At 71.4% G+C, this 13037-nt stretch carries 8 protein-coding genes; 5 read left to right on the top strand and 3 right to left on the bottom strand.

All coding sequences use genetic code 11. The annotated features are described in order from the left end of the window. The first annotated feature begins 63 nt into the window (after positions 1–63). The 3 genes from ACWD12_RS01755 (at position 64) to ACWD12_RS01745 (ending at position 2814) form a co-directional block, all read left to right on the top strand. Positions 64–678, top strand: coding sequence for a SurA N-terminal domain-containing protein (locus tag ACWD12_RS01755; protein ID WP_358359973.1), 615 nt, complete (start codon positions 64–66; stop codon positions 676–678). A gap of 145 nt (positions 679–823) precedes the next feature. Continuing rightward, positions 824–1687: a hypothetical protein gene (locus tag ACWD12_RS01750; protein ID WP_450097889.1), complete on the top strand. Its 864-nt coding sequence runs from the start codon at positions 824–826 to the stop codon at positions 1685–1687. 35 nt (positions 1688–1722) lie between these two features. Then, positions 1723–2814 (top strand): MazG family protein, encoded by a 1092-nt coding sequence (locus tag ACWD12_RS01745; protein WP_450097888.1) that lies wholly within the window; start codon positions 1723–1725, stop codon positions 2812–2814. Between the two features lie 63 nt (positions 2815–2877). Here the strand turns inward: ACWD12_RS01745 and ACWD12_RS01740 are convergent, their stop codons facing one another. Together ACWD12_RS01740 and ACWD12_RS01735 are read right to left on the bottom strand one after the other, a co-directional pair. Next, positions 2878–4854: an NAD(P)-binding protein gene (locus ACWD12_RS01740; RefSeq protein WP_450097887.1), complete on the bottom strand. Its 1977-nt coding sequence runs from the start codon at positions 4852–4854 to the stop codon at positions 2878–2880. A 341-nt stretch (positions 4855–5195) separates the two neighbouring features. Continuing rightward, positions 5196–6971 carry an MFS transporter gene (locus ACWD12_RS01735; protein WP_450097886.1) on the bottom strand — a complete coding sequence of 592 codons (1776 nt, stop codon included), beginning with the start codon at positions 6969–6971 and terminating at the stop codon, positions 5196–5198. A 307-nt stretch (positions 6972–7278) separates the two neighbouring features. Between ACWD12_RS01735 and ACWD12_RS01730 the strand changes: the two genes are divergently transcribed. Further along, the gene (locus tag ACWD12_RS01730; RefSeq protein WP_450097885.1) at positions 7279–10902 is read left to right on the top strand and encodes a helix-turn-helix domain-containing protein; all 3624 of its coding nucleotides are present in this window, start codon (positions 7279–7281) and stop codon (positions 10900–10902) included. Between the two features lie 188 nt (positions 10903–11090). Continuing rightward, positions 11091–11339, top strand: coding sequence for a hypothetical protein (locus ACWD12_RS01725; RefSeq protein WP_450097884.1), 249 nt, complete (start codon positions 11091–11093; stop codon positions 11337–11339). Between the two features lie 13 nt (positions 11340–11352). Here ACWD12_RS01725 and ACWD12_RS01720 read toward each other — a convergent pair whose 3' ends face one another. Continuing rightward, complete coding sequence (locus tag ACWD12_RS01720) at positions 11353–13008, bottom strand: glycoside hydrolase family 13 protein (protein ID WP_450097883.1); 1656 nt, start codon at positions 13006–13008, stop codon at positions 11353–11355. Between the last annotated feature and the right edge of the window lie 29 nt (positions 13009–13037).

The following is a 13037-nucleotide window of genomic DNA, read 5'->3' as shown; positions in this document are numbered from 1 at the left end:
GTCGTTGGTCATGGGTCACACGCAGTGCCGTCGTACAAGCGCCATCGAACCCTGGGAGTTCGTGTGAGTCGCACGTCGCGTTCCGTCCCCACGCTCGCTCTCGCCGCCCTGCTCGCGGGCTTCGCCCTCACCGGCTGCGCCGACTCGAAGGCGGGCGCCGCCGCGGTGGTCGACGGCGAACGCATCGACATCTCCACACTGAACTCCCGCGTCGAGAAGGCCGCGGACGCCCGGGAGAGCGTCGGCGCCGCCCCGGTTCCGGGCGTCACGGCGTCGCAGGAGGAACTGGTCCTGCTGCTCCAGACCAAGGTCCTGGACGAGGCCGCGGAGCGCAGCGGCATCGTGGTCACGCCGACCGACATCGCCGAGCAGAAGAACGAGTGGTTGGCCCAGAACAGGGGCGTGCCGATCGAGGAGTCGCTCGCGGAGAAGGGCGTGCCGGCCTCGGGCGTGGACGCCTTCACCCGGTCCCAGATCATCATCGAGCGGCTCATCGCCAAGAACGGCAACGCCGGCGCGGACAAGATCTACACCGAGACCGCCGAGTCGATGGAGATCACCGTGAACCCCCGGTACGGCAAGTGGGACGTCGCCGAAGGCCTCGTCCCGGTGGCCTACAAGTGGCTGACGCCGGACAACATCGCCGGGACCGCGGGCACGGGCGCCGCCGGCGCGTAGCGCCCGCCCCAGCGGTCGGGGGCCGGGGTCGCTTTGGCAGGATGATCACCCCGATCCCGCCAGTCCGAGGAAGCCGGCCTTGACCCGATCCCGCACCGCCCGTCCCGCCGCCTTGGGGACCGCCCGTCGCGCCGGTCGCCACACCGTGCGTCGCACTGCCCGTCGTACGGCGGTCGCGCTCCTGCCGCTCGCGCTCTTCGCCGCGACGGCGTGTTCGTCGGGTGCTGCCGGAGGCGTCGCCGATGCCGCTGACACGGTCGGCGGCTCAGGCGGGTCAGGCGGCTCGGGCAGGTCCGGTGCCGCTTCGGCGCCCGCGGGCGGCCCGGCGACCCCGACGCCCGCCCGGACCGGTGCGGGCTCCGCCGCGGAGTCGCCCAGGAGCGGTCAGTTCGCGTACCTGACCGACGAGCAGCTCCGCACCGCCCTGGTGCCCGAGAGCGCGCTGCCCTCGGGGTGGACGGTGATCGGCGGCGCCGATGACGACGACCGCGGCGACGGCGGCGACACGTCGGACAAGCCGGAGTGCGACGCGATCGACGAGATGTTGTCGCCGGGGAACGCCGAGTCGGTGACCGCCAAGGGCAAGGCGTCGGTGATCGCCATGGACACGCCCGGCGGCGGCAAGGCGTACGCCATCGTCGGCGTCAACCTGGCGTCGTTCGCCGCCGGCGACGCCGAGAAGCTCCTCGGACAAACCGAGCAACTGCTGCCGCGTTGCGCGGACGTGCGGCGGACCTCGTCCGACGGCCAGGCTTTCAGTAGCGGCTACGTCGAGCAGAAGTCCCCTGCCCTCGGCGACCAGGCGCTGGCCTTGTCGCAGACGACGCGCACGGCGGACGGTCGGGCGTGGGTGCACGGCATCGTCGCGGTGCGCGTCGGGACGACCCTGGTCGAGGCCACGTACGTCAACCTCACCGGTCCCGACGTCGTCCTGCCCGACGAGGAACTGGTGCGCATGCAGGTGGAGCGCGTGCGGGCCGTCCTGGCCGGCGAGACCCCGCGCGACTGAGCCCGCCCGTCCCGGGGACCCCTTACGGTGATCCCGTGAGCGAGCAACAGAGCGGTGTGCCGCAGAACCGGCTGATCCTCCTGACGGGCACCCACCGGGTGGCCCCCGGCCTGCTGAGCTGGCCCGCGTGGCAGGTGCTGCGCGAGACGTCGGCGGCGAGCGGGGGACAGGTGCTGACCGGGGAGGCGACGCATCCCCAACTGCCGTACGTGCGCGACGCCGGAGTCGAGGTGACCGTGGTCTCCGACGACGACCAGGGCGCCGCGCCGCAGGTGCTCGCCCGGCGCCTGCTCGCGGACGCGCGGACGGGTCCCGTCGTCTGGCTGGCCGGCTCGGACGGCGACCCCGAGCTCGGCGCGGCACTCGGCGCGGTCGCGGCCGGCGGTACGCAGGCGCTCCCGGCCATCGAGGTGGTGCCCGGTTCGTGGGACCTGCCGGGCTCGCGGCTCCTCGACCTGGTCGCGGTGATGGACCGGCTGCGCTCGCCGGGCGGATGTCCGTGGGACGCGAAGCAGACGCACCAGTCGCTGGTGCGCTACCTGGTCGAGGAGGCGTACGAACTCGTCGACGCCATCGACTCCGGTGACCGCGCGCATCTGCGCGAGGAGTTGGGCGACGTGCTGTTCCAAGTCGCCTTCCACGCCCGGGTGGCCGAGGAGGACCCCGAGGACCCGTTCACGATCGACGACGTCGCGGGGGAGATCGTGGCCAAGCTGATGCGGCGTCATCCGCACGTGTTCGCCGACGTCGTGGCGGAGAGCGCGGAGCACGTGGAGCGCAACTGGGACGAGCTGAAGGCCGCCGAGAAGTCCGGGCGCGAGTCGGTCGTGGACGGCATCCCGCTCGGCCAGCCCGCACTGTCCCTCGCCGGCAAGGTGATCGCGCGCAGCAGGCGTGCCGGATTCGACGTGCCGGTACCGGGATCCGTCACGGTGCCCGAGCATGTGGATGACGACTCGGTCGGCGAACTGCTCCTCGCCGCAACCCAGTTGGCCGCGACGCACGGCGTCGACGCGGAAACGGCGCTGCGCGCGGCCGCGTTGCGGCACCGGGACGCGGTCCGGGCGGCAGAGGCCGCGGCGGCTGCGAAGGCCGCGGAGCCCGGGGAATCCGCGGCACAGGAGTGACGGCGGGCGGGGCCGTCTGCGGCATGTGCCGCGGACGGCCCCGCTTTTCCGGGGGACGGCAGGTCAGAGCAGGTGCCGCACCGCGCGGTAGGCGGCGTCGAACGCGGCGTGCGTGTAGCCGAAGGCCTCGGCGTCGGAGTTTGCGATCGCGATGCGGCCGACCGGGCGGCGGGCTTTGGCGTACGGCCGCTGCTCCTCCGGCCCGAACAGCGCCGGATCGTCGAGGGAGTTGTACTCGTACGCGTAGCCGTGCGCCCACCGGTTCACGGTGATGGCGGTGATGTCTCGGCCGGGGTCGAAGCCGTACGACCCGAGCGCGCGGGTCATCGAGTCGCGGATCTCCCGCTCGAAGTCCTCGAACGGCATGCGGATCAGCGTCCGGCGGCCCGCCTTGTGTTGGTCACGGCACTTGAGCCCGGGCGAGTTCGGGGTCGCGGACAACGAGATCACGGTAGGCAGTTCGGGCTGGTGCGGCATCGTGAAGTCGCCGATGTCGGTGACGGTCGGCAGGCCGAAGCTGCTGAAGAAGCGGGTCGGCGTGCTGACGTTGCGCACCCGCGCGGCGGCGAAGGCGCGCCAGTCGCGCAGCGCGACGCGTGTGTAGACGAGCGGGACCTTGACGCCGTACCGCATGGCCTCGATCTGGTCGGCCTTCAACTCGGGCATGACGTAGGACGCCACCGAGTTCCAGCACGCCATCACGACGCCCTTGGTGCGGACCCGGTAGCTCCGGCCGCCCTGGGAGTAGCTGACGACGGCGCCGCGGCGTCCGTCGTTGCGGACGTCGAACGCCGTGCTGGACAGCCGGATGCGGACGTCGGAGTCCGGGTGGTCGAGGCGGTCGTACCGGGCGTGCGCGGTGGGGATCTTCCGCCAGTCGAGCCGGTTCTCCTCGAACGCGTGCGGGACGAGCTTGTTCACCAGCAGGCGCGCCACCGAGGCATTGCCCTCGGGGAAGTAGAAGTTGCCGTCCTCGTCGGTCTCCGCGAGATGCATCAGCGGGGTGAACCCGGCACCCGGCCACGGCGTGTGCGCCAGGTTGAGACCGCCGAAGCCGGGCTGCCCGGTGGCCCAGGCGTCGGCCGAGGAGACCCGGTCGACGTCCACGCCCCACAGGCCGTTGGTGCCGCGCCGCATGACCGCGAGCGCGTCGTCGTCCATGCCGATCTTCTCGCGCAGGTACGTCTCGTATGGCGTGCGGGCGAGGATCTCCTTCTTCTGGGCGTCCGTCAGGCCCGGGTAGAAGTCCTCGGTGGTGCTGTAGAGGCGGACCAGTGCGGCCTTGCTCGCCGCGCTCATCGGGAGCTTTTGCGCGAACGACACCCAGGGCTCCCCGGATTCGCGGATGACGAGCTGGTCCTTGCCCCAGCGCTCGGAGTTGAACAGCGTCGCGCTGCGCAGCCCATAGGGCGTGTACGCGTCGCTCTTGACCGTCGCCTCAAGGCCCTTCAGGTCGATGCCGAGGTCCTTGGTCACCAGGTCGTATGCCGCGCGGTTCCAGGTGCTCGGGGTGTCCAGGTTGACAGTGCCGCCGTTCGACAGCAGCATCGTGCGGCCCACGTGGAACTCGTTGCGGCGGGCGTGGCCGCCGAAGTCGTCGAGCGCGTCGAGGATCAGGATGCGGGCCCGGGAGCCGGCCGCCTTGCGGTAGAAGTGCGCCGCGGCCAGGCCGCTGAGGCCGCCGCCGACCACGACCAGGTCGTACGCCTCACGCAGTTCGGTGATGCGGCAGGGCGTGAAGGCTCCGTCGCGGACGGCGTGGGCGACGTCGTACGCGCCGGCCTGCTGGCCGCGCAGGCCGGTCTGGGTCGGCGGGTAGGGCTTGCCGGAACCGCCGTTGCCGCCGTGGCCGTTGCCGCCGCCGTTCCCGGGGCCGCCGTTTCCGGGGCGGCCGTGCGAGCCTCCGGACGAGGCCGACGCGACGCTCGGGAACGCGGCGGAGGCGGCCACCACGGCGGCGCTGAGGGCCACGCCGTCCAGGAAGTCCCGGCGGGTGATCTTCCGGTCCATCCCGAGTTCACGGTCGCTGAATCTGGACATGCATAACCCCCAGAAGGGAATGTGCTGATTCCGAAGCTGGATTGCCTGTTCGGGATGGTATCCAGTTGGTCATCGGACAATGAAGAACGAAATCAATTGTCTAATGAGCAATATTCTGCGGATTTAGTTGTCGTTGAATTGTCGATCCGACAGTGCGGCGTAGCCGGAAAGATGGGTAGAAACAGGGCATTCTGCAGCAAGGTCCAGGGGTACGAGTGGGGCCAGAGGCCCGAAAAGCGGGACTGCGGAATCTGCGCCCGACGGCGCCCATCGCGCGTAGACGGCACAGGTATCCGAAGGTTCCCGGGCAGGCCCGGGGACCGGATCGGGGCTTCCGCCCGTCACCCCACGTGTACGCCCTCGTGGTGTTCGATGCGCCTGGGCAGGGCCAGGATCAGGACGGACACCAGGACCATGCCCCCCGCGACGCCGTACAGCGTGCGCTGGAACGAGCGGGCGAAGTCGGTCGCCCCCGCCTCGCGCCCCGCCTTCTCCACCGCCTGCAGCACGTTGTCCCGCACGGGCTGCGGGAGTTGGCGCAGCGGGGCGTCATCGCACGACGCGGGGACGACGGCGGGGTCCTGCTCCTCGGTGCGGTCCCGCACGCAGTCGCGGAAGCCCGCGACCATTTGGTCCTGCGCGGGCCCGTGGATGCCCGCCGCCGCCAGGTCGCGCCGCAACTGCGGTGCGGCGGACGACGCTGCGGGCCCGGCCTGTGCGGTGAGGAGACCGAAGAAGATCACACCGACCACCGCGATGCCGATCGCGTTGCCGAGCTGGTTGACCGCGTTGAGCACGCCGGACGCCGACCCCGCGTCCTTCTCCGCGACGCCCGACAGCACGGTGTCGGCGAGCGGCGGGAGCAGCAGCCCCATGCCCAGGCCCGCGACCATCAGAGGGACCAGCATCTGCCACGCCGATATGCCGGTGCCGAAGTGGTCGACGGCCCACGCGTACGCGAGCATGCCGACGGCCATCACCACCGCGCCGAGGCTCAGCACGTGGCGGCCGAGCCGGGGCACCAGGAACTGGATCGACAGCCCCGCCGCGACCGAGACGCCGAGCGAGAACGGAACGCCCGCAAGACCCGCGTGCAGCGGCTTCCAGCCGAGCCCGAGCTGCTGGTAGAGGCTCCATGTGAGGAAGAACGCCGCCATGCAGCCCTGGAACAGCAGCAGCACCAGCATGCCCGCGGAGAACGAACGGGCCTTGAACAAACCCAGTTCGACCAGGGGTGAGCCGTCGCGGCGGGTCTTGACGCGCTCGTACGCGACGAACACCGCGAAGAGCGGCAGGGATCCGGCCATCAGCGCGAACGTCCACCACGGCCAGCCCAGTTCGCGGCCCTGCACGAGCGGGAAGACGAGCATGAGCAGGGCCGTGGTGACCAGGCCCACGCCGACGAGGTCGAGCTTGAGCGCGTGCGGTGCCTTGGACTCGCGTACGTACACCAGCGTCGCGACGATGCCGAGGATCCCCACCGGGATGTTCACCAGGAAGATCGGCCGCCAGCCCCAGCCGAACACGTCGGCCTCGATGAGGAGTCCGCCCACGATGGGGCCGCTGATCGCGGCCATGCCCGCGATGGCGCCGTACATCCCGAAGACCTTGCCGCGCTCGGACGGCGGGAAGGTGACGTGCACGATGGCGAGGATCTGCGGCACCATGATCGCCGCCATGAGGCCCTGGAACGCCCTTGCCCCGACGAGCATTCCGGGCCCGGTCGCGATGCCGCACAGCAGCGAGGCGACGGTGAACCCCGTCATGCCGATCAGGAACAGGCGGCGTCGGCCGAAGATGTCGCCGAGGCGGCCGCCGGTGATCAGGACGACCGCGAAGGAGAGCGCGTACGCCGCCACGATCCACTGGATGGACGCGTAGCTCGCCCCCAGCTCGTCCTGGATCGCCGGGATCGCGACGTTAACGATTGTGACGTCCAGCAGGTCCATGAACCCCGCGGTGAGCACCACGGCAAGGGCGATCCACCGCCGCCGGTCGAGCTGCGGCTCCGAGTCCCCGCCGCCGTGCCTCTCGGCGTCGCCCCCGCCGTCTCCCCTGCCGTGGTCCCCGCCGTCGTCCCCGCTATGGTCCGCGGCCTTCTCGATGGTGTCGGCCATGCTGCCTCCCCGGTGCCCGAACCTCCGCGTTCCTGATTGTGCCAATCGCCTTGTGAACAGATTCACGCGGGGGTGCCCAGCAGTAACAGCGTTGGCACGCCTACTGGTTCGTCGCCCTTTGTCGTGCAGTGCGCTTCCGACGAGGCGCCTTCCCGCCCAACGCCGAGGTCGAGTTCCCCGCGTCGCGCTATCCCCGGAGCGCGGCACACCGCAAGAGGCTTGAAATGCCCCATTCGCTCGCCGGATGATCGGGAGCTGTCAAGTGCGGTCGAGGGGAGTACGCAGGGCACAGCCAAGCGGGGGTGACATGGCCGGGGAGAACGAGCCCAACCCCTGGATAGCCGCAGGCCAAGCCGCCCACGACCGCGCCGTCCGCACCCAGGACCAGGCCATCGAGACCCAGGACCAGGGCGTCGCCACCCAGGACGAAGCGGTCGTCACCCAGGACGTGGCCTTCGATCACCCTCTCCGCATCGCGCGCGGAGACATGACCCAGCAGGAACTCTCCGACGTCTCCGGAGTCTCCCGCCGCCGCATCAGCCAGATCGAGAGCGGAGCCAAGGGCGCTTCCGCAGAGATCGCCGCCAACCTCGCCGCGGCGTTGAACACGACGCCCGAAGCCCTCGGGTTCGGCGGCTCCGCGCCCCCGCCACGGTCCGAGTCGACACACCCCGTGGCGGTGGCGCGCCGGGACGCGGGGTTGAGCCAAGGCGAACTCGCCCTCCAGGCGGGAGTCTCCCCGTCTGTCATCAGCCGCCTTGAGGGTGGGCAGCGGGCGCATCCGCAGATGGAGCACGCCCATGCGATCGCCGAGGCGCTGGGCGGTGACGTGGAGAGTTTGGGCCTGATCCCGAGCGATCTCCATCCGCTGGCGCGACAGCGTTGGGTTCAGGGCCTCTCACAGCAGGAACTCGCCGACGCGAGCGGTGTGCCGTACCGCCGTATTCGGAGGATCGAGGAAGGGGAGCGCGACCTTGATCCCGAGACGCGCGCGGCCATTGCCGCTGTTGTCGCCGCCGACGTCGGCACGGTGCTACCTGCGCCGACCCGGGAGGTCGACGCCACCGAACTCGTCGGAGCACGGCTCCGGGAGGAACGCACCGCGCTCGGCCTGTCGACGCGGGCACTCGCGGAACGCGCGGGGACCAGCAAGAGTGTTGTGGACGGAATCGAGAGCGGCCGCACCGCCAACCCCTCCTACGCCTCGGTAAGCGCGATCGGTGCGGCGCTGGTCGAGTCGGGCGCGGACTTCGTACTCACCGCCGAGCTGGATCTGGCTGCCGAGCGTGCCCAGCTCGGTATCTCCCAGACCGACTTGGCGCAGTACACAAGCCTCAACAACAGACAGCTCTCGGAGATGGAGACCGGGGCGACCACGCCTCGCGTCGCCGCTGTCGCGGACGTGCGCCAGGCGCTGTCCCGCATCGCCGCGGAACAGGATGCCGCGGCAGGTCGGTTCGACCTCTCGGCCGAGCGCACCCAGCTCGGGCTGACGCGCGGTCAGTTGGCCGAAAGGCTGGGCGTCACCATCGGGGAGGTCGAGGCCTTCGAATCCGGACGCACACGACTCGACGCGCAATCGATCACCGAAGTCCGCCGGGCACTTCTCCGCGCCGAGGTCGAACAGCTGCGTGATCTCCGCCGACAACTGAAGCTCACCCAGCACGAGGTCGACGCGCAAGCGGGGCTGCGACTCGGGACCTCGTCAGACGTGGAGACAGGTAGCAACCAATCGCCCGAGACCGTCGCGGCGATACGGGCCGCACTGATGGCCGCGGATCCCCCGCTGGACCTCGCCGCCGAGCGCGACCGACTGGGTCTGACCCAGACGGAATTGGCCGAACGCGCGGACGTTTCCAAGGGAACGGTGTCCGCGGTCGAAGCGGGAGCCCGCCCGACCGCGGAGATCGACTCCGCGCTGCGCAACGCATTGCGACAGGCGGCTGAGGAAGGTCTGGAGAACAACGCCCAGATCGACTTCGATCTCGCGCAGGCACGCGAGGACTTGGGGCTGTCGCAACAGCAATTGGCCGATTTGGCCGGGGTGGACCGCCGGACGGTCGCCGCGGTCGAGGAGGGGCGGGGCCCCCAGGGACACTTGGCGACCACCAATGCCGCGATCCGCGAGGCGTTGCGCGCGGCGAAGGCCGAACCGCCGGCCGGCCGCGCGCTCGACTTCGACGTCGCCGACGTGCGTGAACGGCTCGGCCTGTCGCGGGGCGAACTGGCCGCCCGGGCGGGTATATCGGCGGAGACGCTTGCCTCGGTGGAGGAGGGCGGTCGCCCGGTCGGCGCACAGGCGGCCACGAACGCCGCCATCCGCGGCGCTCTGGCAGGCGCCGTGAGCGAGGCGGTCTCGGCCCATGATCTCGACCCCGCGGCCGTGCGCGGAATGCTGGACTTGACCGTCGCGGACCTCGCCCGGCTCGCCGACGTCCGCGAAGCGACCTTGCACGACTGGGAGTCGGGCGCCACCGCGCGTCCGAGGGACGCCACCGTCGAAGCCGTACGCGGCGCACTCGACGACGCGGCCCGCACGTTCTTCGAGGGACGCACCGAGCAGGCGGAGGCCGGACCGCAAGGCGATGTGTTCCGGGACCGCGAGGTCGCCGACCTCACCGTCGAGGAGCTTGCGGAACTTTCCGGCGTACCGGCTGCGGAGATCACGCGCATCGAGAACGACCCGGGCTACCGGCCTTCGGCAGCCACGATGCGGGCCGTCCGCGAGGGACTGAACGAGGCCGACGTACGCCGTTTCGATGGTGTGGAGCCCGAGGCCGGGCCGCTGCCGGGCCCGGAGGGGACCGAGTCCGAACAGCGCACGGCTCCGACGCCGGAGGCGTCCTCGGAAGACCGTGGAGCCGCCGGGGAATCGGCCGTTCCGCTTGCTGAGGGGTCGGTCTCGGTCCCGGTGGGGCCGCTACGGGTGGATGTGCCGGATGCGCCGGCCCGACCTGACCTGCCGCCCGCTCCGCCGCTTCCTCCGCATCTGGCGCGACTGGGGGAACAGGCCGCCTACTTCGACGCGAGCATGCGCGGGTATCCGGCCGGCCGGCAGACGGGGGCGGCAGCTGCGGCGGCGGCCGAAGTGCCGTGGGGGCAGGAGGCCGGAGCGGCGGGCCGCACGCCGGTCCTGAACGTCGACCGGGGCGGCGAGCGGCTTGCCGAGGCGCGGCGTACGGCCGCGGAGAACGATGTCGGGGCAGATGAGCAGGTCGGCGTCGACTGGGCGGCGGAGGCTCCGTTCACCGCTCCCGTGGGTGCGGCCGTGGCGGCCCAGGGGGCCGATGCGCTCAGGGAAGCCACGTTTTCGGAGGCCAGGCCGGGGAGTGGACTGACCGCCGCCCAGGTTCACGAGCAGCGGTTCCAGCAGGCCGCATGGGACGGGTTCCAGCAGGGCTGGGCCCAGACCATGACCGAACGCGTCCTCCTGGCGGCGCAGGACCACCCGGAACTGGCGGCACCGGACGTCACACCGGACATGCAGATCGAGGCACTTGCCGCGATCGGCCACGCACCGAGCGGCCCACCGCAGGCGACCCCCGCCCGGCCGGAGGGGGAACGCGGGACCAGGGCCGACCCGGAGCCGGTTGCCGAGCGGGATGCCGATCCGGGAGGCGTTACGCAGCCGGAGGCGGCGTCCGGCGCGCGTGGTGTCGACGATCCCGCGCCGGGCTCGGACGCGTCAGGTCCCGAAACGTCAGGCCCTGAGCCCACGCCGGAGACGGGACGATCCGAGTCGGCGCCGCAGTTGCCGGGGCCGACCCCGAGCGCGCTCGACAATCCCGCCGCGCTGGGGCTTTCCACGGCCGAGACACGTTCGACGTCCGCCCCCGAGCAATCGGTTGACGAGTCGCAGCCGGCTCCGGCCCCGGCGCCCGAACTCTCGCCTGGGCCCGGGCTGGAGCAGGAGCAGAGCAAGGAGACGTGACCGACCCGATCGAGAGGTCTGCACTCCGTGTCCACACGCTCACATGGGACCCCGCATCCCCCACCCGCCCCGCGCGCAGCGCACCGGCGTGCGCTCCTCTGTGCTTCCGGCCGCCTCGCGACGGGCGTTACCTGGGCCGCACCCGGCCGTTGGGTGGATGGTGGTGCCAACTCCCTTTTGGAGGACGGATGATGATGATCAAGCGCGGCGGCGTGGTCGCGGTCGCGGGGGCGGCGGTCGTCGTTGGAGGGGCCATGCTGTCCGGGACGGCCGTTGCGGTGAGTGCGGGCGGCGGTGACGGCGACGGCGTCATGGTCTGGCGCGCGCCTGGGCAGGTGGAGGCGTTGACGGGGGAGGTGTGGACGATGCGCGGTTGCGCGTACGGCCTCTTCCCACCGCGCATCGGGATGTCCTGCCGCTACGAGGTCGTGACGTGATCCCGTCTGGCGGTCAGAGGCGCAGCCACACTGCGGTGTCCGTGGGCAGTCTGCCGTCGCCGGCCAGTGGAGCGCTGGCCACGAGTACGGCGGAGTGCGAAGGCAGTTCGGCGGCGTCCGGGCCGAAGTTGACGACGCAGGCGAAGCCGTGGCCGCGCCGGAAGGCCAAGGTGTCCGGGGCAGCGTCCGCCAGCCAGGCCAACTCGCCGTCACCGAGAGCCGGTTCGGCCCGGCGCAGCCGGATCGCGGTGCGGTAGAGCTCCAGCATCGAGTCCGGATCGCCGTCCTGTGCCTCCGCGGTACGCGACGCCCAGTCGTCCGGTTGCGGCAGCCAAGGCTCCGACTCGGCGCCGGCCGGGCTGAAGCCGTACGGCGGCGCGTCGCCCGACCACGGCAGCGGCACCCGGCAGCCGTCCCGTCCCGGCGAGACCCCGCCGGAGCGCAGCGCCATCGGGTCCTGCAACTTCTCCACGGGGATGTCCTCCACCTCCGGCAGGCCCAACTCCTCGCCCTGGTAGATGTATACGGCGCCGGGGAGGGCGAGGGTGAGCAGCGCGGCGGCGCGGGCCCGGCGGGTGCCGAGGTCGAGGTCGGTCGGAACGCCGCGGGCCTTGGCGGCGAACCCGAAGGAGGTGTCCGCCCGGCCGTAGCGGGTCACCGTACGCGTGACGTCGTGGTTGGCGAGCACCCACGTCGCGGGGGCGGCCACCGGGGCGTGCGCGGCGAGCGTCCCGTCGATCGAGGCCTTCAGACGGGCGGGTTCCCACGGGCAGGTGAGGAAGTCGAAGTTGAAAGCGGTGTGCAGTTCGTCGGGCCGCAGGTAGCGCGCGAAGCGCTCGGTGTCGGGCAGCCAGATCTCGCCGATCAGCACCCTCCGGTCCGGGTAGGAGTCGGCGATGTGCCGCCACGCGCGGTAGATGTCGTGCAGGCCGTCGCGGTCGATGTAGGGGTGCGTGCCGCCGTTCGGTACCGCGTCGGGGGCGAGGTCCGGCAGGGCGGGGTCCTTCTCGAGGAGCGCCGCCGAGTCGATGCGTACGCCGGACGCGCCGCGGTCGAACCAGAACCGCAGGACGTCCTCGTGCTCCTCGCGTACCGCCGGATGCGCCCAGTTCAGGTCGGGTTGCCGGGAGTCGAAGAGGTTGAGGTACCAGTCGCCGGGGGCGCCGTCCGGGTTGGTGGTACGGGTCCAGGCAGAGCCGTGGAACTCGGATATCCAGTTGTTGGGCGGGAGTTCGCCGTCCGCCCCGCGGCCGGGTCGGAACCAGAACAACTCCCGTTCGGCCGCGGCGGGGTCGGCGACCGCCGCACGGAACCAGGGGTGTTCGCTGGAGATGTGGTTGGGCACGATGTCGACGATGGTCCGGATGCCCAGTTCCAGGGCGTCGGCAATCAGCTTCTCCGCGCCGCCCAGGGTGCCGAACTCCGGTGCCACGCCGCGGTAGTCGGCCACGTCGTAGCCCCCGTCCGCCATCGGGGACGGGTACCACGGGTTGAACCAGAGTGCGTCGACGCCGAGTTCCGCCAGGTACGGCAGCTTCTCCCGGACGCCGGCCAGGTCCCCCGTACCGTCGCCGTCCGCGTCGGCGAAGCTGCGCGGATAGACCTGGTAGATCACCGCGCTGCGCCACCACGGGGTCTCCGGTGCGTTCTGCGGGCCGTGCTCTGCCACGTGGCATGTCCTTTCGGGCGGTACCGGAA

The organism is Streptodolium elevatio (assembly GCF_053592165.1).
This window is presented reverse-complemented; position numbering and strand designations above follow the sequence as displayed.

What these genes read in the sequence shown, in the direction of transcription:
- ACWD12_RS01730 (WP_450097885.1), top strand. Translation starts at nt 7,279, where the DNA reads ATGGCCGGGGAGAACGAGCCCAACCCCTGGATAGCCGCAGGCCAAGCC.
- ACWD12_RS01735 (WP_450097886.1), bottom strand. Translation starts at nt 6,971, where the DNA reads ATGGCCGACACCATCGAGAAGGCCGCGGACCATAGCGGGGACGACGGC.
- ACWD12_RS01725 (WP_450097884.1), top strand. Translation starts at nt 11,091, where the DNA reads ATGATGATGATCAAGCGCGGCGGCGTGGTCGCGGTCGCGGGGGCGGCG.
- ACWD12_RS01740 (WP_450097887.1), bottom strand. Translation starts at nt 4,854, where the DNA reads ATGTCCAGATTCAGCGACCGTGAACTCGGGATGGACCGGAAGATCACC.